This window comes from Nocardioides sp. Iso805N (assembly GCF_000364605.1).
Lineage (GTDB): Bacteria > Actinomycetota > Actinomycetes > Propionibacteriales > Nocardioidaceae > Nocardioides.
This window is the reverse complement of the sequence record NZ_KB822577.1, coordinates 28,321-54,368: the sequence shown is the minus strand read 5'-3', so window position 1 is coordinate 54,368 and position 26,048 is coordinate 28,321. Positions and strand designations below refer to the sequence as shown.

17 protein-coding genes and 1 pseudogene are annotated in these 26,048 nt (G+C 71.1%); 9 read left to right on the top strand and 9 right to left on the bottom strand.

Translation table 11 applies throughout. The annotated features are described in order from the left end of the window. Positions 1-125 precede the first annotated feature (125 nt). On the top strand, positions 126-3,569 hold the full coding sequence (locus H036_RS0107865) for a bifunctional proline dehydrogenase/L-glutamate gamma-semialdehyde dehydrogenase (protein WP_017934237.1): 3,444 nt from the start codon (positions 126-128) through the stop codon (positions 3,567-3,569). Between the two features lie 31 nt (positions 3,570-3,600). On the opposite strand, the gene H036_RS22140 is transcribed toward H036_RS0107865, so the two are convergent. The 3 genes from H036_RS22140 to H036_RS0107850 form a co-directional block, all read right to left on the bottom strand. Further along, the gene (locus H036_RS22140) at positions 3,601-4,533 is read right to left on the bottom strand and encodes a YihY/virulence factor BrkB family protein (protein WP_017934236.1); all 933 of its coding nucleotides are present in this window, start codon (positions 4,531-4,533) and stop codon (positions 3,601-3,603) included. A 179-nt stretch (positions 4,534-4,712) separates the two neighbouring features. Then, complete coding sequence (locus H036_RS0107855; RefSeq protein ID WP_017934235.1) at positions 4,713-5,126, bottom strand: SHOCT domain-containing protein; 414 nt, start codon at positions 5,124-5,126, stop codon at positions 4,713-4,715. Between the two features lie 175 nt (positions 5,127-5,301). Then, on the bottom strand, positions 5,302-7,698 hold the full coding sequence (locus H036_RS0107850; protein WP_017934234.1) for an FdhF/YdeP family oxidoreductase: 2,397 nt from the start codon (positions 7,696-7,698) through the stop codon (positions 5,302-5,304). 156 nt (positions 7,699-7,854) lie between these two features. Between H036_RS0107850 and H036_RS0107845 the strand changes: the two genes are divergently transcribed. The 3 genes and pseudogenes from H036_RS0107845 (at position 7,855) to H036_RS26125 (ending at position 10,911) form a co-directional block, all read left to right on the top strand. Further along, positions 7,855-9,948, top strand: a complete 2,094-nt coding sequence (locus H036_RS0107845; RefSeq protein ID WP_269745919.1) for an MDR family MFS transporter — start codon at positions 7,855-7,857, stop codon at positions 9,946-9,948. Positions 9,949-10,071: 123 nt separating this feature from the next. Then, positions 10,072-10,542, top strand: a pseudogene (locus H036_RS26130) (NAD(P)-dependent oxidoreductase); the annotation flags it as partial. Next, entirely contained in the window at positions 10,516-10,911 is a 396-nt protein-coding gene (locus H036_RS26125; protein ID WP_332308791.1) for an NAD-binding protein, read from the top strand. The pseudogene H036_RS26130 and the gene H036_RS26125, both read left to right, overlap by 27 nt. A gap of 107 nt (positions 10,912-11,018) precedes the next feature. Here the strand turns inward: H036_RS26125 and H036_RS0107835 are convergent, their stop codons facing one another. Then, positions 11,019-11,627: a hypothetical protein gene (locus H036_RS0107835; RefSeq protein ID WP_017934231.1), complete on the bottom strand. Its 609-nt coding sequence runs from the start codon at positions 11,625-11,627 to the stop codon at positions 11,019-11,021. Between the two features lie 328 nt (positions 11,628-11,955). On the opposite strand from H036_RS0107835, the gene H036_RS0107830 reads away from it, so the two are divergent. The 4 genes from H036_RS0107830 to H036_RS0107815 all read left to right on the top strand — a co-directional run bounded on the left by H036_RS0107830 (position 11,956) and on the right by H036_RS0107815 (position 16,200). Next, positions 11,956-13,422, top strand: coding sequence for a protein adenylyltransferase SelO (locus tag H036_RS0107830; protein WP_017934230.1), 1,467 nt, complete (start codon positions 11,956-11,958; stop codon positions 13,420-13,422). Between the two features lie 113 nt (positions 13,423-13,535). Continuing rightward, positions 13,536-14,588 (top strand): alpha/beta fold hydrolase, encoded by a 1,053-nt coding sequence (locus H036_RS0107825; RefSeq protein ID WP_017934229.1) that lies wholly within the window; start codon positions 13,536-13,538, stop codon positions 14,586-14,588. A 44-nt stretch (positions 14,589-14,632) separates the two neighbouring features. After that, positions 14,633-15,391, top strand: coding sequence for a methyltransferase family protein (locus tag H036_RS0107820; RefSeq protein ID WP_017934228.1), 759 nt, complete (start codon positions 14,633-14,635; stop codon positions 15,389-15,391). A 449-nt stretch (positions 15,392-15,840) separates the two neighbouring features. Continuing rightward, positions 15,841-16,200 carry an MmcQ/YjbR family DNA-binding protein gene (locus H036_RS0107815; protein WP_036487854.1) on the top strand — a complete coding sequence of 120 codons (360 nt, stop codon included), beginning with the start codon at positions 15,841-15,843 and terminating at the stop codon, positions 16,198-16,200. A gap of 1,182 nt (positions 16,201-17,382) precedes the next feature. On the opposite strand, the gene H036_RS0107810 is transcribed toward H036_RS0107815, so the two are convergent. Beyond that, positions 17,383-18,333, bottom strand: a complete 951-nt coding sequence (locus H036_RS0107810; protein WP_017934226.1) for a 1,4-dihydroxy-2-naphthoyl-CoA synthase — start codon at positions 18,331-18,333, stop codon at positions 17,383-17,385. Positions 18,334-18,395: 62 nt separating this feature from the next. On the opposite strand from H036_RS0107810, the gene H036_RS0107805 reads away from it, so the two are divergent. Continuing rightward, positions 18,396-18,857, top strand: a complete 462-nt coding sequence (locus H036_RS0107805) for a nitroreductase family deazaflavin-dependent oxidoreductase (RefSeq protein ID WP_017934225.1) — start codon at positions 18,396-18,398, stop codon at positions 18,855-18,857. A gap of 67 nt (positions 18,858-18,924) precedes the next feature. On the opposite strand, the gene H036_RS25130 is transcribed toward H036_RS0107805, so the two are convergent. From H036_RS25130 to H036_RS0107785, 4 genes are all read right to left on the bottom strand, one after another. Beyond that, the gene (locus H036_RS25130; RefSeq protein WP_026145876.1) at positions 18,925-20,286 is read right to left on the bottom strand and encodes a hypothetical protein; all 1,362 of its coding nucleotides are present in this window, start codon (positions 20,284-20,286) and stop codon (positions 18,925-18,927) included. Positions 20,287-20,335: 49 nt separating this feature from the next. After that, entirely contained in the window at positions 20,336-20,935 is a 600-nt protein-coding gene (locus tag H036_RS0107795) for an amino acid-binding protein (RefSeq protein ID WP_442852439.1), read from the bottom strand. A gap of 62 nt (positions 20,936-20,997) precedes the next feature. Then, positions 20,998-22,743, bottom strand: coding sequence for an exodeoxyribonuclease V subunit alpha (gene recD, locus H036_RS0107790; protein WP_017934223.1), 1,746 nt, complete (start codon positions 22,741-22,743; stop codon positions 20,998-21,000). Beyond that, entirely contained in the window at positions 22,740-26,048 is a 3,309-nt protein-coding gene (locus tag H036_RS0107785; protein WP_036487798.1) for a UvrD-helicase domain-containing protein, read from the bottom strand. Before H036_RS0107785 ends, recD begins: the two co-directional genes overlap by 4 nt.

The window sequence follows — 26,048 nt, the reverse complement described above, 5'->3', positions numbered from 1 at the left end:
CACGCGGTCCATCCTTCGGATATCCCGAAGTATATACGGCTGAAACAGGCGCTTTTCCTTAACGAACGGCCGACCTGATACTGGCCCCGCAGCAGTCCCCGCAGAAGAAGACCCGAGGTGCCAGCGTGACCACCGAGTACGACGACAGCCGACTCCTGGACGATGTCGAGAATCAGGTCAGGGCCTGGCTCGAGACCGCCGCGACCAAGCCGACCCACGCCTCGGCCAAGCGCCTCGCCGCCGTGCTGAAGGACCCCCGCGGGCTGGAGTTCACCGTCGGCTTCGTCGACCGGGTCGTCCGCCCCGAGGACACCCAGGTCGCCGCCCAGGCACTGCGCGAGCTGGTCGCCATCACGCCGCGGTTCCTGCCGTGGTACCAGAAGGCGGCGCTGCGCCTCGGCGCGATGCTCTCGGTGGTGGCACCGTGGTTCGTCATCCCGGTCGCCCGCAAGGTGCTGCGGAGGATGGTCAGTCACTTGCTGATCGACGCCACCGACGCCAAGCTGGGTGACTCGATCGCGCAGATCCGCGAGCGGAGCGTGAACCTCAACATCAACCTCCTCGGCGAGGCGGTGCTCGGCCAGGCCGAGGCCGACCGACGCCTCGAGGGCACCATGCGACTGCTGGCGCGCCCGGACGTGGACTACGTCTCGATCAAGGTCTCCTCGCCGGTCGCGCCGCACTCCCCCTGGGCCTACGACCAGGCCGTCGAGCACGTCATCGAGCGACTGCTGCCGCTCTACGAGTACGCCGCCAGCGAGACCGCGCAGGGCCGTCGCAAGTTCATCAACCTCGACATGGAGGAGTACCACGACCTCGACATCACGATCGAGGTCTTCACCCGGATCCTGCAACGCGAGGACCTGCTCGGTCTCGAGGCCGGCATCGTGCTGCAGGCCTACCTGCCCGACGCCCTCGCCGCGATGATGCGGCTCCAGGACTGGGCCGCCGTCCGCCGTCAGCGTGGGGGCGCCGCGGTCAAGGTCCGTCTGGTCAAGGGCGCGAACCTGCCGATGGAGCGGGTCCAGTCCTCCCTCTACGGCTGGCCGCTGGCCACCTGCGACTCCAAGCAGGAGTCGGACACCAACTACAAGCGCGTCCTCGACTACGCGCTCGTCCCGGAGCGGACCGCCAACATCCGCCTCGGCGTCGCCGGTCACAACCTCTTCGACGTCGCCTACGCCTGGATCCTGGCCGGCCGGCGCGGCGTGCGCGACAGCGTCGAGTTCGAGATGCTGCTCGGCATGGCCGAGGGCCAGGCCGAGGCCGTCCGCGAGACCGTGCAGCAGGAGGGCGTCGGGCTGCTGCTCTACGTGCCGGTGGTGCACCCGAAGGACTTCGACGTCGCGATCGCCTACCTCGTGCGCCGACTCGAGGAGGGGGCCAGCCAGGAGAACTTCATGTCGGCGGTCTTCGACATCCGGGACGACTCGGCCCTCTACCGCCGCGAGCGGGACCGGTTCGTCACCGCGCTGGCAGCCGTCGACGACACCGTCCCGACGCCCAACCGCACGCAGGACCGGCGTCGGCCGGTGACCACCACGCCGCTCAGCCGCTTCGAGAACACCCCCGACACCGACCCGTCGCTGCCCGGCAACCGTGCCTGGGGCAGCGACATCATCGGCCGGATCGCCACCTCGGACCTCGGCGAGGCGACGATCGCCGCGTCGGCTGTGGGCGACGTACGCGGGGTCGAGGAGATCCTGATCGACACGCGTACCGCCGGCGTGGCCTGGGGTCGGCGACCGGCCGCCGAGCGGGCCGCGCTGCTGCGGGCCGCGGCCGTGGAGATGGAGCGCCGCCGCCCGCACCTGCTCGAGGTCGCCGGCAGCGAGTGCGGCAAGACGCTCGACCAAGGCGACCCCGAGGTCTCCGAGGCGATCGACTTCCTCAACTACTACGCCGACCTGGCCGAGGCGCTGGACGAGGTGGACGGTGCCACCCAGGTGCCGGTCGGGCTGACGGTGGTCACCCCGCCGTGGAACTTCCCGCTCGCCATCCCGACGGGCGGCGTCGCGGCCGCGCTCGCGGCCGGCTCCGCGGTCGTGATGAAGCCGGCGCCCCAGGCCAAGCGCTGCGGCGCGCTCATCGCCGAGACGCTGTGGGCGGCCGGCGTACCGAAGGACGTGCTCCGGCTGGTGGACGTCCCCGAGAACGAAGCAGGCAGGACGCTGGTGGCCAGCCCGCTCGTCGACCGGCTGATCCTCACCGGTGCCTTCGAGACCGCCGAGCTCTTCCGTTCCTTCCGGCAGGACCTGCCGCTGCTCGGTGAGACCTCGGGCAAGAACGCCATCGTGATCACCCCGAACGCCGACCTCGACCTGGCTGCCAAGGACCTCGTCCAGAGCGCGTTCGGCCACGCGGGCCAGAAGTGCTCGGCCGCCTCGCTCGGCATCCTGGTCGGCTCGGTCGCCACCTCGAAGCGCTTCCACGACCAGCTGGTCGACGCCGTCACCTCGCTCAAGGTCGGCCTGCCCAGCGACCCCACCACCCAGGTCGGTCCGCTCATCGAGCCGGCGGCCGGCAAGCTGCACGACGCGCTGACCACGCTCCAGCCGGGTGAGTCCTGGCTGGTCCAGCCGCAGCGGCTCGACGTCGAGGGCCAGCTCTGGTCGCCGGGTGTGAAGGTCGGCGTACGGCCCGGCTCGGCGTTCCACCTGACCGAGTACTTCGGCCCCGTGCTGGGTCTGATGAGCGCCGACAGCCTGGAGGAGGCGATCTCGCTGCAGAACGCCGTCGACTACGGCCTCACCGCCGGCCTGCACTCGCTGGAGCGTGCCGAGATCGAGACCTGGATCGACCGGGTCGAGGCGGGCAACGCCTACGTCAACCGCACCACCGTCGGCGCGATCGTGCGTCGCCAGCCGTTCGGCGGCTGGAAGAAGTCGGCCGTCGGCGCCGGCACCAAGGCGGGCGGCCCCAACTACCTGGTCGGGCTCTCCGACTGGGCCCCCACCACGGCGACGCGCCTCGAGCGACCAGCCTCCGCGGCGCAGCGGCTGGTCGAGCGCGCCACCGCGCTGCGTCTCGACGAGCGCGGCCTGATCGCCCGCGGTGCTGGCTCGGACGCCACCGCCTGGATCCTGGAGTTCGGCCGGGCGCGCGACATCAGCGGCCTGAGCGCGGAGAAGAACGTGCTGCGCTACCTCCCCGTCCCCGTCACCATCAGGTACGACGGCGCGCCGCTCGACGAGCTGGTCCGCGTCCTCGCTGCCGGCGTCACGGCCGGCTCCGAGGTCACCGTCTCGACGGCTGAGCCGCTGGAGCAGGGTGTCGCCGAGCTGGTCCGCGCGGCCGGTGCGGCGTACGAGGTGCAGCCTGCGGAGACCTGGATGGCCGTGCTGCGCGGCTCCTCGGCCCCGCACCGCGTCCGGCTCCTGGGCGGCGACCGCGCCACCTTCGCCGAGCAGAGCCAGGGCCGGGTCGACGTGGCGCTCTACGCGCAGCCGGTGGTCGAGGCGGGCCGTGTCGAGCTGCTGACCTTCCTGCACGAGCAGGCCGTGGCGATCACCGCGCACCGGTTCGGCTCGCCGACGCCGCTGGCGGAGGGCCTCTTCGAGGGCGTCTGATCGCGACAGCCCTGACCGCGGCGTACCGCGGTCAGGGCTCGTCGTCGACCAGGACGCGGGTGACGGAGTCGTCGCGCTCCGGGCGGATCAGCGGCTCGGGGCCGGCGAGCCAGCGTCCGATCCTGCCCCCGTCGGTGACGAGCACCTGCCCGAGCACCGCCGTGGCGAGGAAGATCCAGGCGATCACGTAGAGCCACGCCAGGTAGGTGAAGGCGACACCGATCGAGCCGTATCGGTCGGCGCTGGTCTCCAGCGATCGGCTGAGCCACAGGGTGGTGAAGGGCCGGGCGATCATCATCACGATCGCGAACAGGATCGCCCCCGGGAACAGGGCCCGCGCCGAGACGGTCCCGGTGAGCAGCAGCCAGGGCACGAACATGCCGAGCGCGCAGAGCATCACCAGCGAGACGACCACGCTCCACACGTCGTGCGGCGGGATGCCGTCGGCGAAGGCCTGGGCTTGCCGGAGCACGATCAGCGAGAGCGCGATCGCCAGCACGACGGCGATCCACCGCCACGCCAGGGCCGGACTGCTCCTGGGCCGCGAGAGCAGCCAGATCGCGGCGAAGGCACGCGTCAGCGCGCGCGAGAGGCTGGTGGCCGAGGCGAGCACGATGATCGCCCCGATGACGCCGAAGGTGGCGGAGCCGGAATCCTTCAGGGCAGCGTCGACCTGGGCCTCGGCCGCGGGCGGCGTACCCAACGTCTTGGAGAGGTCGTGGCTGGCATCGCCGAACCACGACGCCAGCAGGATGAGGAGCGGGAAGACCGAGGTGAACAGCTGGGCCGCCACGGCCATCGCGCGGTCGAAGATCTCGATCCGCTGCAGGCTCCACGCCACCCCGAGGCCGACCCGCGCCGGCCAGGTGTCGATCAGCCGGGCGGCGAGACGACGGAAGCGGGCCGGCAGTACGTCGAGGGCGCGATCAAGCTGCGCCTGCTGCTCGGGCGTGGGCTCTGGCACCCGCACTCCTCCTCAGACTGCACCGCGGCTGACCCGGTTCCGGGCCATCGTCCGGCTGATCCAGGTTTGCCGTGCTCGACACCGGTTACCTGTTCCCTGCCCGTTACGCACGTGGCCACAACGCAACGCCCCATCAGCCTCGGCTGGTGGGGCGTTTCCGTTGCCGGTCCCGCAGGCTCTCAGCCCTGCAGCACCTTCGACTTCTGGGCCTCGTACTCCGCGTCGGTGAGAACACCCCGCTCACGCAGGTCGGCCAGCTTCGCCAGCTCGTCCGCACTGCTGGCCGAGGTCCCGGCAGCGGATCGCACATAGGCCTTCATCCTCTCGTCCGCATCCTCCGCGTGCTGCACGTCGCGGCGGTGCATCGAGCCGCCTCGGGCGATCAGATAGATCAGGGCGCCGAGGTAGGGCAGGATGATGAGAAGGATCGTCCACAGCGCCTTGCCCCAACCGCTGAGGTCGTCGGCACGGAAGACGTCGGTCAGGATCCGGACGAGAAGGAAGATCCACAGGATCCATAAGAAGAACCACATCATCGTCCAGAACACGTCCAACAACGGGTACTGACCATTGGTCAGGAGCGGCTGCACCATCGGGGTCTCCTCCCGCCGGCCCGTGATCGGTCGGGCTGTCTCGCCCGCGGGTCCGGATCAGATCTGCGGCAGCTCCAGCGGCTGCCTGCGCCCGAGACTTCTCCGCCTGCGTACCGGTGTGGTCACCCGGATCCGGTGATTCTGTGCGCAACCGGTCCGACGCGTGTGCCTCGCGTCACAGCGAGGGACCGGGTCCGGCGACTGCGCCGACGGGGAGCGCGGCAGGGAGTGCGGCGGGCAGGGTGATCGTGCCGGCGTCGCTGTTCGGCCTCGCCGTCGGATCGGCCGCGGGCACGATCCGGATGACGACCGACTTGTAGGCCGGCTGGTTGCTGCCCGCGGCGGTGTGGGTGAGCGGGACGAGCGGGTTCGCCTCCGGGTAGTACGCCGCCGCGCAGCCGCGGGGCTGGTCGTAGGACACGACCCGGAAGCTGGGCACGCTCCTGGTGGAGCCGTCCTCCCACTCGCTGATCAGATCGACCAGCTGCCCGTCGGCGAGCCCGAGCTCGGCGATGTCCTCGGCGTTGACGAACACGACCCGACGGCCGCCCTTGATACCGCGGTAGCGGTCGTTGAGGTCGTAGATCGTGGTGTTGAACTGGTCGTGGGAGCGGAACGTCTGGAGCAGCAGCCGTCCCGCCGGGACCCGGATCACCGAGAGCGGCGTCGCGGTGAAGTTCGCCTTCCCGTTCGTGGTCGGGAACGTCCGGCTGTCCCGCGGCGGGTGTGGCAGCACGAACCCGCCGGGCCTGTCGATCAGCTCCTCGAACCCCTGGAACCCTGGTACGACGCGAGCGATGCGCCGGCGGATCGCGGCGTAGTCGGCGCGGAACTCGCGCCACGGGAGCTGCCCCGTCGCGTCGGTGCGACCTGCCAGGGTCGCCTCGGCCACCGAGCAGACGATGTCGACCTCCGACCTGAGGTGGACCGAGGCCGGCTCGAGCGGGCCTCGGGAGGCGTGCACCGCGCTCATCGAGTCCTCCACCGTCACCCGCTGCTCTCGGCCGCCGGTGAGGTCGCGCTCGCTGCGACCCATCGCGGGCAGGATCAGCGCCTCGGCGCCGTGCGAGAGGTGGGAGCGGTTGAGCTTGGTCGAGACGTGCACGGTGAGGTCGACGCCGGCCATCGCCCGCTCGACGACCAGGGTGTCGGGCATCGCCGAGACGAAGTTGCCGCCCATCCCGAAGAAGACCTTCGCCCGACCCTCGAGCAGCGCCGTCGTCGCGCTGACCGCGTCGTACCCGTGCTCGCGGGGCGGGTCGAAGCCGAACTCGGCCTCGAGGGCATCCAGGAACCAGGCCTGCGGCCGCTCCCAGATGCCCATCGTCCGGTCGCCCTGCACGTTCGAGTGCCCGCGCACCGGGCACAGGCCCGCGCCGGGTCGGCCGATGCTGCCCTGCAGGAAGGCGAGGTTGGCGATCTCCTTGACCGTCGCGACGCCGTTGCGGTGCTGGGTGATCCCCATCGCCCAGCAGAAGACCGTCGCAGCCGAGTCGCGCAGCATCTGCGCCGCCTGGACGATCTGCTCGCGGGAGAGCCCCGTCGACTCGTGGACGTCGGGCCAGTCGAGCTTCGCGATGCTCGCCGCCCACTCCTCGAAGCCGTGGGTGTGCCCGGCGATGAAGTCGCGGTCGACGGCACCCCACTCCAGCAGCAGACTGCCGATGGCCTGGAAGAGGGCGAGGTCGCCGCCCAGCCGCACGGGCAGGTGGAGGTCGGCCAGCGCCGTACCGTGGCCGACCAGGCCACGCGCCCGCTGCGGGTTCTTGAAGCGGACCAGACCTGCCTCCCGCAACGGGTTGATCGCCAGGATCTTGGCGCCGCGGCCCTTGGCCTCCTCCAGCGCACTGAGCATCCGGGGGTGGTTGGTGCCCGGGTTCTGGCCGGCCACCACGATCAGGTCGGCGCGGTGGATGTCCTCGAGGCTGACCGAGCCCTTGCCGATCCCGATCACCTCAGCGAGCCCCACCGAGGTCGACTCGTGGCACATGTTCGAGCAGTCAGGCAGGTTGTTGGTGCCGTAGGCCCGTACGAACAGTTGGAAGGCGAACGCCGCCTCGTTGGAGACATTGCCGGAGGTGTAGAAGATCGCCTCGTCCGGGCTGGCCAGCGCGTTGAGGTGGCGCCCGACCAGCGCGAAGGCCTCCTCCCACGCCACCGGCTCGTAGTGCGTCGCACCTGCCCGCAGCACCATCGGATGGGTGATCCGGCCCTGCTGGCCCAGCCAGTGGTCGGTCCGCTCGCGCAGCTGCACCACCGAGTGCTCGGCGAAGAAGTCGGGCCCCACCCGGCGCAGCGTCGCCTCCTCGGCGACCGCCTTGGCACCGTTCTCGCAGAACTCGGCGCTGTGCCGATACTTCACGTCGGGGTCGGGCCAGGCGCAGCCCTGGCAGTCGAAGCCGTCGGCCTGGTTCAGCTTGAGCAGGGTCCGCGCCGAGCGAGCGGCCCCCATCTCGTCGTAGGCCCGCTTCAACGCGATCCCGACCGCCTTCACGCCGGCAGCGTGGTCGGAGGCGGCGTCGACCCTGGCGGCGCTCTCGTCGAAGTCCTGGCGCGGTGCTCTACGGGTCATCGATCATCTCTCGGGCGGTCGGACGGGGCGTCCCATCGTCCACCCACCTCCGCGCTACCGGCGGGTCCGACACGAGGAGCACGGTTCGGACCGTGTCGCGGCTGCCGAGAGCCACCAGTGTCACCCGTGCCGGGTGAGGGCCAACGTCCTCAGCAGATGAAGTCTGGTCTCATGGCCGCCACTGCCGTCGCACCTGCTCCCGGACCGCACGCACCCCGGATCCTCACCGGCCGGGCGCGCACGATCGCCTTCGCGACGATCGCGCTCGGCATGCTGCTGGCGGCGCTGGACAGCACCATCGTGGCCACGGCGCTGCCGACGATCGTGGGTGACCTCGGTGGTGGGACGCACATGTCGTGGGTGGTCACGGCGTACCTGCTCGCCCAGACCGCCGTGACGGCCGTCGTGGGGAAGCTCGGCGACCAGTTCGGCCGCAAGCTCGTCTTCCAGATCAGCGTGATGGTCTTCATCGCGGGCTCGGCGATGTGCGGCCTCGCGCAGGGGATGACCTGGCTGATCGTCTCCCGCTCGATCCAAGGCCTGGGCGCCGGCGGCCTGACCGTCACGGCGGCGGCGCTGATCGCCGACATCATCCCGTTGCGGGAGCGCGGCAAGTTCCAGGGCGGGCTGGGCGCGGTATTCGGCGTCGCCACGGTCATCGGGCCGTTCCTGGGCGGCCTGTTCACCGACCAGCTGAGCTGGCGCTGGTGCTTCTACGTCAACGTCCCGCTCGCGATCGTGGTCATCATCGCCGCCAGGCGCTTCATCCCGCAGGTGCCGGGTGGTGCGCGTCCCAAGATCGACTTCGTCGGCATGGTCGCGGTCTCGGCCGGAGCGGCCGCGCTGGTGCTCGCGACCAGCTGGGGTGGCACGACGTACCCGTGGGGATCGTGGCAGATCATCGGCCTGATCGTCGCGGGGGTCGCGATCCTTGCGGTGTTCGTCGTCTACGAGCTGCGCGTGGAGGAGCCGATCCTCCCGATGGGGCTCTTCCGGTCGGCGGTCTTCACCGTCTGTTGCAGCCTGAGCTTCGTCGTCGGGTTCACGATGATGGGCTCGATGACGTTCCTGCCGACGTTCTTCCAGTACGTCGAGGGCGACTCGGCGACCGCCTCGGGCCTGCGGATGGTGCCGCTGGTGATCGGGCTGCTGATCACCTCGGTCCTGGCCGGCAACATCGTCGGCAAGACCGGCCGCTACAAGATCTTCCCGGTCGTCGGATCGCTGGTCATGGCGCTCGGGCTCTTCCTGCTCTCCCGGATGGATCCCGACACCCCCGGCTGGACCGCCGACCTCTACCTGTTCGTGCTGGGCCTCGGGATCGGGCTGAGCATGCAGGTGCTGACGATCATCGTGCAGGGTTCGGTGCCGTACGCGAAGCTGGGGGTCGCGACGTCGGGAGTGACGTTCTTCCGCACGATGGGCAGCGCCTTCGGCTCGGCGATCTTCGGGACGCTGTATGCGAACTTCCTCAGCGACCGGCTGCCGGCCGCGATCGCGCAGACCCCCGGGGTGACCCCTGCCCAGCTGGCCACGCCCGGAGCCCTGCACGCCTTGGACGACAGCGTGATCCGACCGATCGTGGAGGCCTACTCCGAGGCGCTCTCGCACGTCTTCCTCTGGGCCGCGCCGGTCGCGCTGGTGGCCTTCTTCCTGGCGCTGCTCCTGCCCCAGGTCAAGCTCGCCGACAGCCTCGCCCCGGTGGCGAGCGACCTCGGCAGCGGCTTCGGCGCACCGGAGTCCCTGCCCAACGTGGAGATCCTCTCGCGGCGGATCGCGAACCTCCTCTACGGCCGCCACCGCGACCACGTCCTCGAGGTGCTCGAGTCGACAGGGGCCGGCATGGACGCGGCCTCGATCTGGGCCCTGGTCCAGGTGCACGGACTCACCGCCGCCGGCCGCGGCGCGGACGTGACGGCGATCGCCAGGTCCCGCTACCTGCCACCAGCCGTGCTCGAGCCGCTGTTCACACAGCTGGTCGCCGGCGGGTACGTCGCCGGCGACCTCCGGGACCTCACCGTGACACCGCGAGGTGCCGCGGCGATCGACCGGCTCAGCGCCCAGCTCCGCGACTGGATCCTCGAGCACCTCGATGGCATGGAGGGCGAGACGCCGGAGGCGGTGAGCGCCGCGATCACCCAGGTCGTACGCCGGATCGTCGTCGAGCGGGTCGACGAGCCGATCAAGCCTCCCGCCGCTGCGCTGCCGCACGATGTCGCGGCGATGTCAGGCTCCGTCGGCGAGGGCTGAGCCCTGCCGATGGCACGTTCCCTCTGACCTGCGGGAACACCGGATCGCCCTGGTAGTCAGCAACCGCGGAGACTTCAAACCGACGGCCTCGGGTACCGACCAGCATCCGCAAGCGATCGTCAGGAGACGACGATGAAGGTCACGATGCTCGGCGCCGGACACATGGGTACGGCGATGGCGATGCGCCTGGCCGAGACCGACCACGACGTCACCGTCTGGAACCGCAGCCCCGAGCGGCTCGCTCCGCTTGCCGACGAGGGCATCGCCGTCACCGGGGACCTCGCGACGGCGGTGAGCGACGTACCCGTGGTCATCACGATGCTCACCGACGGTGAGGCGGTCCAGGCGACCGCCGAGCAGATGCTCCCGTCCATGAGCGGCGACGCGGTGTGGGTGCAGGCCTCGACGGTCGGGGCCGAGTGGGCCGACCGCCTGCGCGACCTGGCCGACGAGCACGACATCTTCCTGCTCGACGCCCCCGTCTCGGGCAGCACCGGTCCGGCCCGCAGCGGTTCGCTGACCTGGCTGGTGGCGGGCCCCGGCAAGGCCCTCGACCTGGCGCACCCGGTGCTCGACTCCCTCGGCGAGCGCGTCCTGCTGATCGGCGAGGAGCAGCAGGCGAGCCGCCTCAAGCTCGTCGTCAACGCCTGGATGAGCGCAGCAACCATCGCGATGGCCGACGCGCTGGCGGCGAGCGAGGGTCTCGGCGTACCGCGGCGGGCACTGCTCGAGGTGCTCACCGACGGGCCCCTCGGCATGCCGTACGCGCTGCAGAAGGCACAGATGATGACCCAGCAGGAGTACGCCGCCGGCTTCCCCGTCGAGCTGGCGCTGAAGGACGTCCGACTGCTCCAGCAAGTACGACAGACTCCGCTCCTCGCCCTACTCGAGCAGCGGCTGAGCGCTGCCGCCGACGCCGGCCATGCCCGCGACGACCTCGCCGCCGTCGCCGCCGTCGACTGATCACCCGCGGTGGCCCTCGCGTGCAGCTGCGCCAGCTGCGCACCGTCTTGCAGTGGCGGTGCCGAGGTGGAGCGCAACCTCGAGTAGCAGAATGCGGTCCGCACAGGTCAGGCGCGTGGGGCGGCGGTGATCCAGCCCTCGAGCGCCCTCAACAGGCGTGGCGTCACGACGACGGGAATCAGCAGGGGGAGCAGTAGCAGCTTGGTCCAATCCCAGGCGGTGTTGCCGGTGAAACCGGTCCACGCCCACGGCACCAGGTAACCCGCGGTCACGATCACCACCACGGCCGCGACTGCCACGGTCAACATCCCCGCGTGGCGCGTGGTCCACCGCGGCGGCGCTCGCCACAGGGTCGAGGTGGCAAGCACGATCGGGAGGAGAGCGAGGGTCAGCCAGTCCCAGAGTGTGTTGCCGGTGAAGCCTGTCCACGGCCAAGGCACGAGGTAGCCGGCCAGGACGAGCGTGGCGAAGCCTAGGAAGGCGGTGATGCCGAGTGCCTTGTGGCTGGGGCCGAGGCGTGTGCGGTGGCGCAGCATGAGCGGTAGCAGTCCGACGGTGACCGGCAGGGCCAGCGCCTCCAGCCAGTCCCACAGCGTCACGTGGGACGACAGCCCGGTCCACCCCCAGCCGGCGCCGTACCCGCCCACGACCACGACCGCCGCCAGGGCGGCCGCGCCGCACGCGGCGAGCCATCGGGTCGGCGCCGCGCGGCTCACACCAGCATTGTGCCCCGAGCCCGCACCGAGCGAGAAGGACGCCGAGTTCGCATCGTGCGACGCCGTGAGCCGCTTCGGGGCCTCGGCGGGCGTTGCCCAAGGGAGCGGAAGTCGCGAAGGCTCGATCGCTTCCGGGGACTCCGTGAGTCAAGCCGTCGAGGTGCGGGTGGCTGATGGCGCGTGGAGCGTCTTGGTATCGGAGGCTGCACCTGAACAGTTGGCCCACGAGATCCGGGAGCGGATCTGCTCAACGCTGGTGAGCAGTGATGTAGCGGACGGACGCTGTGCAGCGCCTGAGGTGGTGCGGCCCGGTCCGTACGCTTTGTGAGTGACCACCGGCTCCGCAACGACCGTCTTTCAACACCGGTTCGCCGACGAGCTGGGCGAGCTGGCGGTGCCTTGGCAGGCGGCCGAGACCCCGGATCCCCGCCTGCTCCTGCTGAACGACGAGCTCGCGCTCGAGCTCGGGCTCGACCCGGTGGAGCTGCGCACCTCGGAGGGTCTGGGTCTGCTCACCGGCACCCGGGTTCCTCCCGGCGCGACATCGGTGGCGCAGGCGTACGCCGGCCACCAGTTCGGCGGCTACTCGCCCCGGTTGGGCGACGGTCGGGCGCTGCTGCTCGGGGAGCTCAGGGACCGCGAGGGACGCCTTCGCGACCTGCACCTGAAGGGCTCCGGCCGCACGCCGTTCTCCCGCGGCGGCGATGGTCTGGCCGCGGTCGGACCGATGTTGCGTGAGTACGTCGTGGGCGAAGCCATGCACGCCCTCGGCGTACCGACCACCCGCGCGCTCGCGGTGGTCGCCACTGGGCGGCCGGTGCACCGCGAGACCGTCCTGCCCGGTGCGGTGCTCGCACGGGTGGCGAGCAGCCACCTGCGCGTCGGCACCTTCCAGTACGCCGCCGCCACCGGTGACCTCGGTCTGCTGCGCAGGTTGGCCGACTTCGCCATCGAGCGTCACCATCCGGCGGCAGCCACCGCCGAGCACCCTTACCGCGCCCTGTTCGAGAGCGTCGTCGTCACGCAGGCCGAGCTCATGGCGCGCTGGATGCTCCTCGGGTTCGTCCACGGCGTGATGAACACCGACAACATGACGATCTCGGGCGAGACCATCGACTATGGGCCGTGCGCCTTCATGGAGGCATTCGATCCCGCCACGGTCTTCAGCTCCATCGACACCGGTGGGCGCTACGCCTACGGCAACCAACCCGCCGCCGCGCAGTGGAACCTAGCGCGTTTCGCCGAGAGCCTCCTCCCGCTGCTGGCCGACGAGCAGGACACCGCCGTCGCGCTGGCCGTCGAGTCGTTGGGCGGCTTCGCACCGACCTACTCCGCCGCCTGGTCGACCGGCCTCCGCGCCAAGCTCGGGCTGTCCCGGACCGCCGCCGATGGCGCCGACGGCGCCGACGAGCTGGCGGCGGAGTTCGTCCAGCTCCTGCGCGCCGACCACGTCGACTGGACCAGCGGCTTCCGTGCCCTGGGCTCGGCCGTCCGTGGCGACGTCGACCAGGTGCGTGGGCTCTTCCTCGACCTGGTCGGCATCGACGACTGGCTCGCCCGCTGGCTTGCCCTGTCCCCTGAGGGCAGTCTCCTCGACCGTACGAACCCGCTCTACATACCGCGCAACCATCTGGTGGAGGAGGCCCTGGACGCTGCCACCGCCGGTGACCTCGCCCCGGTGCGGCAGCTGGTCGAGGTGGTGCGTGATCCCTGGACCGAGCGGCCCGGCCTGGAGCGATACGCCGTACCAGCTCCCGAGGGCTTCGGCCGCTACACCACCTACTGCGGCACCTGAGCGAACCGGCGAATGGGGCGGAGAGCGACCATGCCGAGGCCGATGGCACGGCAGCGTCGACGGCGGGCCCGCCAACTCTGAGCAGCTCGCGGCGATCCGTCGCAGAATGAGGGATGACCGTCGCGAGAACTCGCCCGCCCACGCTCGGGTGGGCGCAGCTCCCGCGCCGCGAGAGGGTTGCCTACGCCACGAGCGGGGACGGCCCCTTCCTGCTCGTCGTACCCGGCTGGCTCAGTCACGTGGAGCTGGGTTGGGCGGTGCCCGCGGAGCGTGCGTTCTACGAGTCCCTCGCCCAGGGGCGGACGCTCGTGCGCTACGACCGGCCCGGCTGCGGGCTCTCCGACCCCTACACCGGTCCCCGAACGATGGCGCTCGAGCTGGCCACCATCGCCGCCGTCGCCGAGGCTGTCGGGATGGAGCGCTTCGACGTGCTGGGCTTCTCGCTCGGTGCGGTCGTTGCAGCCCAGTGGGCTGCCGAGAGGCCGGAGACGCTCGAGCGGCTCGTGCTCTATGGGGGCTGGGCCACCGGTACGGCAATCGGGGATGAGGCGAGCCGCCATCACGTGCTCGGCCTGCTGGGCGCCAGCTGGGGGTTGGGCTCGGATCTGCTCACGGACCTGTTCGCTCCCGAGGCGGACGCTGGGACACGAGCGGCGCTGGCTGCCTACCAACGGGCGGCCTCCTCGGCGGCGACAGCGGTCGCACTGCTGCGCCTGGCCTACGAGCTGGACATCCAAGTCTCACTCCCGCAGGTACGGTCACCGACCCTGGTGCTGCACCGTCGCCAGGACCGCGCCGCCCCGATCGCGCAGGGCAGAGCGCTCGCCAACGGGATCACCGGCGCCATGTTCGTCGAGCTCGAGGGGCGCTCACACCTGCCCGCCATCGGGGACGCGGCGTCAGTGGTGCGCGAGGCTCGCCGCTTCCTCGGGCTGCCGGCGCTGCGCCGCGACGTACCGACCGGGCTCACCGCCCGCCAGCGAGAAGTGGCGGCTCTGGTGGCGGAGGGGCTGACCAATCGCGACGTCGCCGGCCGGCTCGGGATCAGCGAGCGGTCAGTCGAGTCGCACCTCGAACGGATCCGGCTGCGGCTTGGGTTCCGTTCCCGAGCGCAGGTCGCCGCCTGGCATGTCGCGACGCCACCATCTGCGCCGCAAGTGCGGTAGTTCCACGGCTGCGCCGGGCTCTGCCGACCGGCGAGCGTGGACCCATGACTCGACGCTTCGCTTCCCTCGTACTCTCCGCTGCCGGCTGGATGGCGTTCAACGCTGTGATGCTGTGGACGGTCGCCTTCCTGGCCGGCGTGGTGGTGCCCCGCACGGTCGACGGGCCCATCCGGGTCGCACGCGGCGCGGCGATCGGAATCGACCTGGCGCTGGTGCTGCTCTTCGCGCTGCAGCACTCTGTGATGGCGCGCCGGCCCGTCAAAGCCTGGCTGCGTCGCCGGATCCCGGAGCAGCTCGAGCGGGCGACGTACGTCCTTGCCGCAGACGCCTCCCTCATCGTCCTGCTCCTGCTGTGGCAACCCTGGGGCGGGCGCGTCTGGGACGTCGGCGGCACGGCGGCCGTGCTGTTGTGGTCGGTGTGTGCGCTGGGCTGGGTGCTGGCAGCCGCCGCGACGTACGCGGTCGACCATCTCGAGCTCACCGGCCTGCGCCAGGCTGGCTGGGGCGCACCCCGTCCGGCCATGCCGGCCAACCTGACCACGACAGGCCTGCACGCCCTCGTGCGCCACCCGTTGATGCTCGGGCTGCTGATCGCGTTCTGGGCGACGCCTCGCATGAGTTCGGGACATCTGCTCTTCGCCGCGGCGACGACGGCGTACATCGCCGTCGGACTCCGCTTCGAGGAGCGGGACCTGCGGCGGACGTTCGGGAGCGCGTACGACGATTACGCGGCGCGCGTGCCTGCCCTGGTTCCGGGTATCAGATCGGCGTGGCGGGTGTTCGGGGGCCGAGCCGCGGCCTGACCACCCGCATCGTCGACACCACCCCGGAGCGGTGTCACCTGATGGCTGGGGCGAGGTCGTAGACGGTCGCGGTCAGTCGCCGGTTCGCTGTCCGGAGGTGTCGCGGGGATATCCAGAGGGAACCGTTCTGCCGCGGACATGACCGAGGAGATCCCGTTCCAGCACCACGAGCAGCGCCGCCGGTCCGCGCTGCTCGAACGAGATCCCGCCGGAGGACGCTGGGACGCTGGCAGCGCTGTGGGGACGCCTGACGGTCTTGCTCGAGGTGCAGGCCGAGGGCGAAGAGCGCTATTTCTACCCCGCGGTGCTCCGAGTTGTGCACGGCGCGCCCGAACCGGACGGCCGCCGCCCGCATATCGGTTGAGCCCGCATACGAAGGGAATCGCGGCGAATTGACGCGACTGGAACGACGACGGCTCATCGAATGACCGTGCGCCGTCCGCGGCATGATGACGGTCGTGCCCTGCGAGATCCCTGACTTCCTCGACCTGGTTTCCCAGCTTCCCGGTGTCAGCCGATCCGACCGGGACAAGTGGCTCCGGTTCGACGTCGATAGCCGTGCTTTCGGCTACCTCTGGCCCGCGACCCGAACGGTCGGGTTGAAGCAGACGATCGTCGAGCAGCTCTCTCTGGTGGCCGAGCGCCCGGACGTCTTCGAGGTGCAGTTCACCTCGGGAGGCTTCGGCTGGGTCGTCGTCCATCTTGAAGGCGTTGAGCGCGACGAGCTGGCCGAGCTCAGCTTCGAGGCGTGGCGGTTGACTGCCCCCGAGGCATTGCTCGAGGAACGCGCCGACGAGTTGCCGTCCTAGGCCGCGGGGCGAGCCAGCCGGTGCGGATGCAGGGCGTCTCGCTGTTCCCGCAAGCGGCGGGGTGAGGCGCCCCGGACGGTACGGGCGGTTTGACGCGTGGCCCCATCGCGACGGAGACAGACCGGTACGAGCGGCTCTGGTCCGCTTGCTCTCCGTCATCCGAACCGGCGATGAGAATGCCGTCGCGGAGCAACCCAGTGCAACGCAGACGAAGCGAGTTGCACTCCTCCCACAGCACCAGCTCAGGTCGACGCCCTCTTCGTCTACCTCCAAGTGAGCTTCGGTCAGCTCCGCGTAGTTCCAGGGCGTCGGTGTCTGTGCGCTGTGCTCGAAGCGGGTTAACCCCATGGCCAGGAGCGTGAACTGGGTTCGGACGCCATCGTCTACGGCGTGGCCTTCGAGGGTCACCTCCCTGTGGCGAAGGTCGAAACCGATGCCGTCGAGGGTCGAGGCCCAGAGGTCGTCCAAGACGTGGGCTCCAGCGTGAGCGATCCGCATGCCGTGAGCCTCGCATGCCCGGCACCTGTTCGAGGTCGAAGGCGCATTCACAAACGGGATGCAGGCAACGCGGTCGTCGTGACGCTGACCCACGAGCGGCTGTCACCCAGCGCACGACTGGCGGCGAATATACGTACGTGCGAAGAGCGGGCATCAGTTCCTCAAGAGATCCTCAGCGAAGATGCTCGAAGGTGTCTTCCCCAGGGCGCCAACACGTGTGAGGGGTGCCATTGGTGTCGGCTGTCTGGTCCGTCCGCACGGGTTACGTTCTGTCCGTGACGGAGCCAGCGGATTCTGACCGCCCGTTCGTGGTCGCGGTTCGCGATCCGAACGGCATCAAATACGATGTCCAGGCGGGCCCGGCGGTCGTTGGAAGCGGACCGGCGGTGCTTGGTGGCGCAGACGGTGCGGCTACTGCCGGCCTACTGGGCCTCATCAACCGGGTGCTGCTGAGGACGTCGAAGCCCAGCAGCACCCGGACCTGGAAGGCGCGCACATGCGCACCCTAGGTTTCTTTCTGGTCCGTCCGCGCCGAGATATTCGAGCAGCGCAGGTTCTTCTCCCAAGGCTGTGCGGTCGCGGCAGATCCGCTCGGCTCTCGGATGTGGCCGGGACTCGAACGGTGGAGTCGTGGCATTCGCGAGCTAGAGCGCCTAGGCCTCTGACCTGCGGAAACAGGCTGATTCAGTAGTACCAGGGGTACGGCGACCAGTCCGGCTCCCGCTTCTCCAGGAACTGGTCGCGCCCCTCCTGGGCCTCGTCGGTCATGTAGGCCAGCCGGGTGGTCTCGCCGGCGAACATCTGCTGGCCGACAAGGCCGTCGTCGAGCAGGTTGAAGGCGTACTTGAGCATCCGCTGAGCGGTGGGTGACTTGCCGTTGATCGTCCGGCCCCACTCCAGGGCCGTCGCCTCCAGCTCGGCGTGCGGGACGGCGCGGTTGACGGTGCCCATCCGGACGCCGTCCTCGGCGGAGTACTCCTCGGCGAGGAAGAAGATCTCGCGGGCGAACTTCTGCCCCACCTGGCGGGCGAGGTACGCCGAGCCGTAGCCGCCGTCGAAGGAGCCGACGTCGGCGTCGGTCTGCTTGAACCGGGCGTGCTCCAGCGACGCCAGCGTCAGGTCGGCCACGACGTGCAGCGAGTGCCCGCCGCCGGCGGCCCAGCCGGGCACCACGCAGAGGACGACCTTCGGCATGAACCGGATCAACCGCTGGCACTCCAGGATGTGCAGCCGGGCGAGCCTGGCCTTGTCGATCGGGCTCGGCACGGCGGCGCCGGTCGCCCCGGCGTCGTACGTCGAGCCCTCCTCCTCGTACTGGTAGCCCGCACGACCCCGGATGCGCTGGTCGCCGCCGGTGCAGAAGGAGTGCTTGCCGTTCTTCGGGCTCGGGCCGTTGCCCGTCAGGATCACGCAGCCGACGTCCGCCGACGTACGCGCGTGCTCGAGGGTGCGGAGGAGCTCGTCGACCGTGTGCGGCCGGAAGGCGTTGAGCACGTCGGGCCGGTCGAAGGCGATCCGGACCGTGCCGTGCGCCTTGGCGCGGTGGTAGGTCAGGTCGGTCAGCCCCTCGAACCCCGGCACCTGGTCCCACTGGGTCGGGTCGAAGGTGTCACTCACTCCGTCGATCGCGCTCATGCCGGGCAGGCTATCGGGCGGCCGTGTGGAATAACCGGGCGCGGGTGGGCACTGTGGAAGACATGACTGATCTTCTTGAGGGTGAGTACCAGCCCAGTCCCGCCGACTGGGTCCGCAACCAGGTGGAGCTCTACGAGTCGACCGCAGGCAAGGAGGGTTGGTACCTCCAGGACCGCAAGGACTGGCCGATCGTCGTCATCACCTCCCAGGGCGCCAAGAGCGGCAAGCTGCGCAAGAACCCGGTGATGCGGGTCGAGCACGACGGCGCCTACCTCGCGGTGGCGTCCAAGGGCGGCGCCCCCGAGCACCCGGTCTGGTACCACAACTTCCTCGCCAACCCGGTCGTCCAGCTGCAGGACGGCCCCGAGCCGGCGCTCTACCGCGCACGGGTGATCGAGGACCAGACCGAGTACGACGAGTGGTGGCAGCGGGCGACCGAGGTCTACGAGCCGTACGTCGAGTACAAGCCGCGGGCCGAGGCGACAGGACGCACCATCCCGCTGTTCCTGCTCGAGCGGATCTGAGCCGAGGCCTTCCGTGCCGGCTGTCGCCAGGGCCGGCACGGGAGCCAGGCGCGAAGCGCCTACGCCGTCACCACCAGACGTTGGTGTGCAGGCCGATGTACCAGAGCATCGCCGTAGCCAGCAGGGCGAGGATCCAGGCGCCGAGCCGGGTGCCCGCGATCCGGGTGGTGTTGAGCCTGGCGATGATGGGGCGCTCGGCCAGGCCACGCAGGCCACCATGGCCGCGCAGGTCCCAGAACCACTCCGGCGCGCTGCGCCCCAGCACGGTGATGAGCCGCTGGAACTCCGCCGTGCTCAGCCCTGCCACGTAGGCCTGGTTGCCCGCGTCCTGGCGGGTGATGGTCTGCAAGGTGGGCCGGTCGGCACGCTCGCCCCGCTCGGCAGCGCTTGTCCCTGCTGATCCGGCGCGGGTCTCGGTATCGGCGCCGTCGGCAGCGTTCGCATGGTGCCAGGTGCGGTCGCGGATCAGGTCGTCCACCGGCGTCTCGCGCAGATCGGTGTCGGCCGGTCGCGGCTGCTGCTGACCCGTCGCCTGCGCGCGCTCGCGGGCGCGGTCCTCCCACGCGGCCGGATCCGCCGCCGCCCAGCGCGCCTGCAGCTGTGCCCGCGGCGGCAGCGGCTCGCCGACATGGATCTCGCGCAGCACCTGGTAGGCGTCGCGGAAGCCGATCCCGGTCTTCTTCAGCACGACGATGAGCCGATCCAGCGGGACGCCCTCCGCCGGCTGCTCCGCCGATGGGTCGGCCGACGAGCTGCCCGACGTACGAGATGCTGCGGCCTCCGGGTCAGCGGCCTCGCCGGGTACGCCCGTTTGGGCGCCGGGCTGGGCGCCGGGTGCGCCGGGTTGGGTGCCGAGTTGCGCGGGCGACCCCGAATTGCCCGCCTGTCCGGGTAGGCCCGGCAGCTGGCCGAGGGGCTCCTCCGACGGCGCGTCGGGCTGGCCGGCTATGGCTTGGCCAGGCTGGCCCGGGATGCCCGTTTGGCCCGCGGCAGGGCGGCCGGCTTGTGCTCCGGCGGTCCCCGCATTGGCCGAGGTGGTCGGCGTGCCCGTTGCCGACGGGGCGTCCTCGCCGCTCTTCACGTCCTCGCCGCTGAAGCGCTTCGCCTCCGCGTCCTTGGTCTCCAACGGCCCGCGCTTCGACGTGGTGATCCAGCCACCCGCGACCTCGAGCCGGTCTGCCTGGCCGGACTCGCCAAGCTCGACCACGATCGCCTCGTCGGAGGACTGCGCGCCGGCCCCCGACGGGCTGCCCGCGGCCCTGCGGCGTACGGACCTGCTCGCGGGCGACGTCGCCGCACCGGCCGTGCCCGCCGCGGGGTCCTCACCGTCGATGAGGCCGAGCTCGTCGGCCAGGGCACGCTCCGCGGCGTCCATGAGGGCGCGCTGAAGCGCCTGGTTGGCGCCTCCCCCGAGCGCGGGAATGCTCATGACGCCCCGATCGGCTGCGGTGGCGTCGACCTGAGCAGGTGTGCGGAGGTCAGTCCCGCGCTATCGAGGCGGCCAGGCTGACCAGGTGGCCGAGGCGAGCCAGCTCGGAGTCGAGGAAGTCGGGACCGCCGCGGCGGCCGATCACCACGATCTCGTTGCCGTCGATGCGGGCGCCCGCGTAGACGCTCTCGTCGTCATCGGCGACGTCGAGCCGCGCTGCCCGCTCGATCTCCACGAACGGCAGGTCGTCGGGCGCACCCGAGGTCGCTCTGCCGTGCCCCGAGACCCTGTGGACGCGCACCGCCCAGTCGGCGCGGAAGGTCAGGGGCAGCACCTCGACCAGCCGGTTCAGCGCCTCGGACGGCGCCTCGGTGAGATCCTCGACGGCCTCGAGGTCGAGGAAGAGGTTCCCACCGGCGGCGTAGCGACTGATCCAGATCACGTGCACGTCATCCAGCGCGGTGCAGGCGGAGACCACCGAGTCGGGCATGGCGCCGGGAGCCATCTCGAGCAGAACATCATCGACGGCCGTGCCGTCGTGGTTCTTCTCCACGATCTCCAGGGCCTCGATGTCGCCGCCGGCCTCACCGATGGCCGTTGCCAGACGACCGAGCGATCCCGGTACGTCGGGCAGTTGCACACGGAGCAGATACGGCATTCCTCGACCCTAACCTGGCGATGTGCCACTGCGTCGGCGTTGCCACGACTTGGTCACCGCTCACTCAGCCGCCGGCGCAGGCCGGTGGCTCGCTGGGCACGATGCGTGACGGCCGCGATCACCGACTCCCGGCTGCCGATCACGGTGACGTGCTCCTGGGCACGGGTGACGGCGGTGTAGAAGAGCTCGCGGGTGAGCAGCGGCGAGTCCGCGGGCGGCAGGAGGACGCTGATCTCGCGGGCCTGGCTGCCCTGGCTCTTGTGCACCGTCATCGCGTGCAAGGTCTCGACGTCGCCGAGGCGTGAGGGGGCGTAGCTGTCGCCGCCGGCGATGTGCACCCGCAGCGCGCCGTCGGAGCCAGCGATCGTGACGCCGGTGTCGCCGTTGAAGAGCCCGACGCTGTAGTCGTTGGCGGTGACGAGGACGGGCCGTCCGGCGTACCAGTCCCCCAACCAGGTGCCGGCCCGGTCGGAGAGCGCGCGGTCGACCTGCCGGTTCCAGTACAGAGCGCCCCAGGGGCCGTCACGGTGGGCGCAGAGCAGACGGTGGTGGTCGGCCGTGGCGAGCGCGCCTGCCGCGTCCCCGTCGAGGGCGAGTCGGCGCAGCTCGGCGGCATGGTCGCTCAGCCGGCCCCTCAGCGCCGCCATCGCGGCCTCGTCGCCCGGATCGATCAGGTGCAGCCGCGGGGAGCCGCCGTCGAGCAGGGCGAGCACCCGATCCGGGTCGCCGTCGCGCAGCGCCTGGGCCAGGTCACCGATGCCCTCCCCGAACCGGTGGGTGGTCCGCAGGCCTGTCACCGCGTCGGACCCGCGGTCGGCGAGGCCGGCGACCAGGTCGGCAAGCACCGCGCCGGCCTCGACCGAGGCGAGCTGGTCCGGATCGCCGACCAGGATCAGCCGGGTGTCGGGCCGGACGGCCTCCAGCAGTCGGGCCATCATCGTCAGCGAGACCATCGAGGTCTCGTCGACCACGATCACGTCGTGTGGCAGCCGGTTGCCGCGGTGGTGGGCGAACCGGGTCGAGGACCCCGGGCGCCAGCCCAGCAGCCGATGCATGGTCGACGCGGTCAGGCCGGCGAGGCGGGCGCGGTCGTCATCGGTGAAGCGCTGCTCGCGCTGTGCCTCGGCCACCGCCTCCTGCAACCGAGCGGCGGCCTTGCCGGTCGGTGCTGTCAGCGCGATCCGCAGCGGCGTCTCGGACTCGGCGGCGATGAGCGCCAAGAGGCCCGCGACGGTGGTGGTCTTGCCGGTGCCGGGGCCGCCGGTCAGCACCGTGGTCCACTGCCGGGCCGCGGCCAGAGCGGCGGCCCGCTGCTCGGCGTATCCCTGGCCGGGGAAGAGCCGCTCCGCACGCTCACCCAAGGAGGTGGCATCGGGCGACGGTGGTGGGAGCGTCTCCCGGGCGAGCAGGTCGTCGCGGACCTGGCCCTCCTCGCGCCAGTAGCGGTCCAGGTAGAGCAGGTCGTCCTCGACGCGCAGCACCGACGCCGCGGCCAACGGGCTCGCAGCCACCCGCTGCAGCCAGCCGGCGGCCGGCCAGGCAAGACCTGGCTCGGCGGTCGTGAGGTCCGCGAGGTCGACACAGACCGACCCCGACCGCGCAGCACGTACGGCGAGGGCGACGGCCAGCTGCGTCTCCTCGTCGACCCCGCCCACCAGCACCGCGGTCCGCGCCGCGACATGGACGTCGGCCGCGGTCAGGATCCCCGCGGTGTTGAACGCCGCCAGAATGCCGTTGGCGGAGCGCGCGAACCGGGAGTCGGCCGCGTCGGTGCTCTCGTCGGTCCAGCGCTCGATCATCGGACGCCTCCTGCTGCGCTGCCGCTTGCACGTGCGTCATCGAGTGCGCCGTCGAGCAGGTCGGAGAGGGCTAGCACGAGTGCAGCGGGCGGCTGCCAGGAGAAGACGCCGGCGGGGTGACCGTCGACGAGCGGTGTCTCCGGCCCGCTCATCCCGCGCAGGTAGAGATAGAGCACGCCGCCGAGGTGCTGCTCCGGGTCGTAGGCGGACAGCCGCCAGCGCAGGTAGCGGTGGACGACCACCGCGTAGAGCAACGCCTGCAGCGGATAGTGCGAGTGCAGCATCGCCTCGGCGAGGTCGGTGTAGTCGGCGGCGGCTGTGCCGAGGAAGTTGGTCTTGTAGTCGACGATGAGGAACCGGCCGCCTGGTGGTCCCGGCGAAGCCGAGGAACGAGGCGTCTCGGCGGGCAGGCGCAGCACCGCGTCGACCGAGCCGGAGAGGTAGCCGCGCAGGGGCTGGTCACCCAGCAGCGGAGTCTCGAGCCGCTCGGCGTAGGAGACCAGCGGGTCGTCGACCGGCAGGTGAGCACGCAGCAGCGGAGCGACGTCGCGCAGCAGCACCTCGGGGGCGCCGCCGTCGCGGCGGTCGCCGCCTGCCAGCGGAAGCTCGAAGTCGAGCTCGCGCAGCCTGTCCTTCAGTTCGATGTCGGCGAGCGTCAATCCCGGTGCGAGCGGGCCGAGCGGGGTGTGGTGCAGCGGCACCAGCGCCGCAGCGAGCTCGCCGGGCTCGGCGTCGACCGGCGCGTAGCGCAGTTGCTCGGTGACGTGGCGAAGCAGCTCGGCCTCCAGGTCGCTCGCCTGGGGATCGGCGTGCTCCAGGACCGCATGCACCAGCGTTCCGAAGGTCGCACCCGCCGGCAGCTCGGCCATCGGAGAGACCAGCGCGTGCTCGTCGCTGGCCTGCGGAGCCTCCTCCGGCACCGCCGTCGGCTCGTCGTCAGTGCCGGTCTCCTCGGGCTCAGAGGTCACGTGCGCCCCCTCCTCGACCCGGATCAGCGCGGAGTAGGAGGTGCGTCGCCAGTCCGCGTCGACCCGGCGGTCAAAAGTGCGCACCGAGAGCGCGGCCGCGAGGTCGTCGTCGCGGAGTGGGCTGGCGGCAGAGACCTCGGAGACCTCCGCGGTCGGTCCGCCGAGCTCATCGATCAGACCGAGGATGCGAGCGGCGTACTCGTCGTCGCCGACCTGCTGCTGCGCAGGCACGTCGAGGGTGCCGGGCTGGCGCCCGAACAGCATCCGATGCAGTCCGCCAATGCCGGTGTTGGCGGTCGGCGCCCACCAGGCGACCAGCTGGGACTGGGCGCGGGTGGCGGCGACGTAGAGGCGGCGCAGATCCTCGCCGGACTCCTCGGCGAGATGCTCGCGGACGTGCCCGCCGGTGACGTCGAGCGTGCGCTGACCACGAGCATCGTGGAACAGCGCGACATCCACGTCGTGCTCGAAGCGCTGGTAGGCGAAGGGCAGGTAGACGACGGGATACTCAAGGCCCTTGCTGGCGTGGATCGTGACGATCTGCACCGCCGCGGCGTCGGAGTCCAGCCGGCGGGGACGGTCGCCGGAGGAGGCCCGCCGCCGCTCCTCGCGGAACCAGCCCAGCAGCGCGGTCAGCCCGAGCCGCTCGCGCAGCGCGGTGTCGTGCAGCAGCTGGCCGAGGTGACGGACGTCGGTGAGCAGCCGCTCGCCGTCGACCCGACCGAGCACGCGAGCGGTGAGGCCGCGCTCCTCCGCGGCTTCCAGCAGTGCCGCGACGCCCCGACCGCGCAGCAGCAGCGCCCAGCCGCGCAGGGTGTCGGCGATGGTGGCGGTCAGCTCCTCGCCGCCGGCGTCGAGGGCCACCACGTCGTAGCCGAGGAAGCAGGTCAGCGCCGCCGCCCGGACCAATCCGGAGCGATGCGGTGACTCCAGCGCGGTCAACAGCGCCAGCCAGTCCTCGCCGGCCGGGGTGAGGAAGACGTCGCCACCGCCCTGCAGCACCGCCGGGATGCCACGCCGGTGGAGCGCCCCCTGGACCAGGGCGCCCTGGTCGCGGGTCGCCACCAGGACCGCGACGTGCCCGGCCCGGACCCGCTCGCCGCACCACGTGGCCTTGGCGGCGAGCAGGGCGGCGACGTCGCCGGCCAGGTCCTGGGCGATGTGCTCGCGGGCCTCGGCTGCGGCGATCAGGCCACGTCGTAACCGGAAGCCCTGCCGCGGCACTCGCCGCAGCCGGAAGGGCGACGGGTGTGGCGCACCCTCCAGGCGCGATGCGCCGTGGTGCGCCTGCACCGGATGTACGACGATCTCGGGATCTCCCAGCGCCGCGCCGCCGAGCACCGTCTGCAACCGGGTGAGCAGCGCCGCATCGCTGCGCCAGTTGGTGCCAAGGGTGGCCTTCGCGGTCGCGGACCCGGCCGCCGCCAGGTAGGTGGCGACGTCACCGCCGCGGAAGGCATAGATGGCCTGCTTCGGATCACCGATGAGGACCATCGCGCGGCCGTCGCCGTCCGCGGCGAAGGCACGGTCGAGCACCTGCCACTGCACCGGATCGGTGTCCTGGAACTCGTCCACGAGCACCATCCGCCAGCGCTCCCGCATCCGGGTCCGCGCCGGGGCGGACGGATCCTCGAGCGCGACGGCGAGCCGGCTGAGCAGGTCGTCGTAGGACAGGATGCCGAGCCGGCGCTTGCGTCGCTCCACCTCGGCGCGTGCGGCGAGGGCGAAGTCGACCCGCGCCGTGCCGGTCTCCTGGCTGGCGGGCGCCAGGACGGCCTGCGGATCGCCGACGACCTTGCGAGCCAGCGCGAGTGCCTCCTCGCGCCCGAACGGCGGCCGCTCGCGCATCCGACCGAAGCGGCCCAGGTAGAGATCATCGACCACCTCGACGACCAGGTCGTCGAGCGATTCGACCAAGGTCGCGCCGGCATCGGTGTCACCGGCCACGCCGAGCGAGCGCAGCACCAGCTGGCAGAACTGGTGGGTCGTCGCGATGGTCGCTGCGTCGAAGTCCGCGAGTGCGTCGCGCAGCCGGCTCCGACGTCGGACGCGCTCGGCAGGGTCGCAGTCGAGCAGGTGCGCGAGCAGGCTGCTCTGACCGGGGTCGTCCGAGTCGAAAGCGCGCTGCGCCTCGACCAGCTGGGCGCGCACCCGCTCGCGGAGCTCCTGGCTGGCCGCGCGACCGAACGTGATCACCAGGAGCTGGTCGATCCGGGCATGCCCCTCGGCGACGTAGCGAGCCACGAGCGCGCCGACGGTGAAGGTCTTGCCGGTGCCGGCGCTGGCCTCCAGCAGGGTGATCCCGGTCGGCAGCGGGCCACAGATGTCGAAGCTCAT

What these genes read in the sequence shown, in the direction of transcription:
- H036_RS0107855 (WP_017934235.1), bottom strand. Translation starts at nt 5,126, where the DNA reads ATGGTGCAGCCGCTCCTGACCAATGGTCAGTACCCGTTGTTGGACGTG.
- H036_RS0107850 (WP_017934234.1), bottom strand. Translation starts at nt 7,698, where the DNA reads ATGACCCGTAGAGCACCGCGCCAGGACTTCGACGAGAGCGCCGCCAGG.
- H036_RS0107845 (WP_269745919.1), top strand. Translation starts at nt 7,855, where the DNA reads ATGAAGTCTGGTCTCATGGCCGCCACTGCCGTCGCACCTGCTCCCGGA.
- H036_RS0107825 (WP_017934229.1), top strand. Translation starts at nt 13,536, where the DNA reads ATGACCGTCGCGAGAACTCGCCCGCCCACGCTCGGGTGGGCGCAGCTC.
- H036_RS0107820 (WP_017934228.1), top strand. Translation starts at nt 14,633, where the DNA reads ATGACTCGACGCTTCGCTTCCCTCGTACTCTCCGCTGCCGGCTGGATG.
- H036_RS0107815 (WP_036487854.1), top strand. Translation starts at nt 15,841, where the DNA reads ATGACGGTCGTGCCCTGCGAGATCCCTGACTTCCTCGACCTGGTTTCC.
- H036_RS0107810 (WP_017934226.1), bottom strand. Translation starts at nt 18,333, where the DNA reads ATGAGCGCGATCGACGGAGTGAGTGACACCTTCGACCCGACCCAGTGG.
- H036_RS0107805 (WP_017934225.1), top strand. Translation starts at nt 18,396, where the DNA reads ATGACTGATCTTCTTGAGGGTGAGTACCAGCCCAGTCCCGCCGACTGG.
- H036_RS25130 (WP_026145876.1), bottom strand. Translation starts at nt 20,286, where the DNA reads ATGAGCATTCCCGCGCTCGGGGGAGGCGCCAACCAGGCGCTTCAGCGC.
- recD (WP_017934223.1), bottom strand. Translation starts at nt 22,743, where the DNA reads ATGATCGAGCGCTGGACCGACGAGAGCACCGACGCGGCCGACTCCCGG.
- H036_RS0107785 (WP_036487798.1), bottom strand. Translation starts at nt 26,048, where the DNA reads ATGAGCTTCGACATCTGTGGCCCGCTGCCGACCGGGATCACCCTGCTG.